Origin of the sequence: Acinetobacter sp. USHLN143, assembly GCF_037145695.1 — a bacterium.
GTDB lineage: Bacteria > Pseudomonadota > Gammaproteobacteria > Pseudomonadales > Moraxellaceae > Acinetobacter > Acinetobacter fasciculus.
The window spans coordinates 1-308 of record NZ_JBBCWZ010000260.1 but is presented as its reverse complement, the minus strand read 5'-3'; the positions used below and the strand labels follow the sequence as shown (position 1 = coordinate 308).

Sequence of the window (308 nt, the reverse complement as noted above, 5' to 3'; positions counted from 1 at the left end):
ATTCAAAAGGGTTTGGGTTTTAAGACACCAAATCAAATGGCCGAAGACTTTTATAAGTTGGCTGCCTAGAATCTCCCAAGGGAAAGTCTCCTGATAATTCAGCGTATATCAAATTCGTCTACGACCAATCTCTCTATTTAACTTTTTTAATTCAGAATCTAATTTTTCAGTTTTCTTTGCTTTAGATGGCATGAGGCATCCAAAACCCAATTTTTTTATCCCTAAATACCCCTTATCAACGATAAAAAAGGGCTTAAATTTTAATTTCCTCATACTTTTTTTAAATATTTTAAAATCATGCATGCTTC

At 32.5% G+C, this 308-nt stretch carries 1 protein-coding gene; it reads right to left on the bottom strand.

The window, feature by feature from the left end:
• Positions 1-108: 108 nt before the first annotated feature.
• Positions 109-308: hypothetical protein (locus WFH18_RS17990; RefSeq protein ID WP_336755434.1), on the bottom strand; the 200-nt coding region annotated here is incomplete at its 5' end.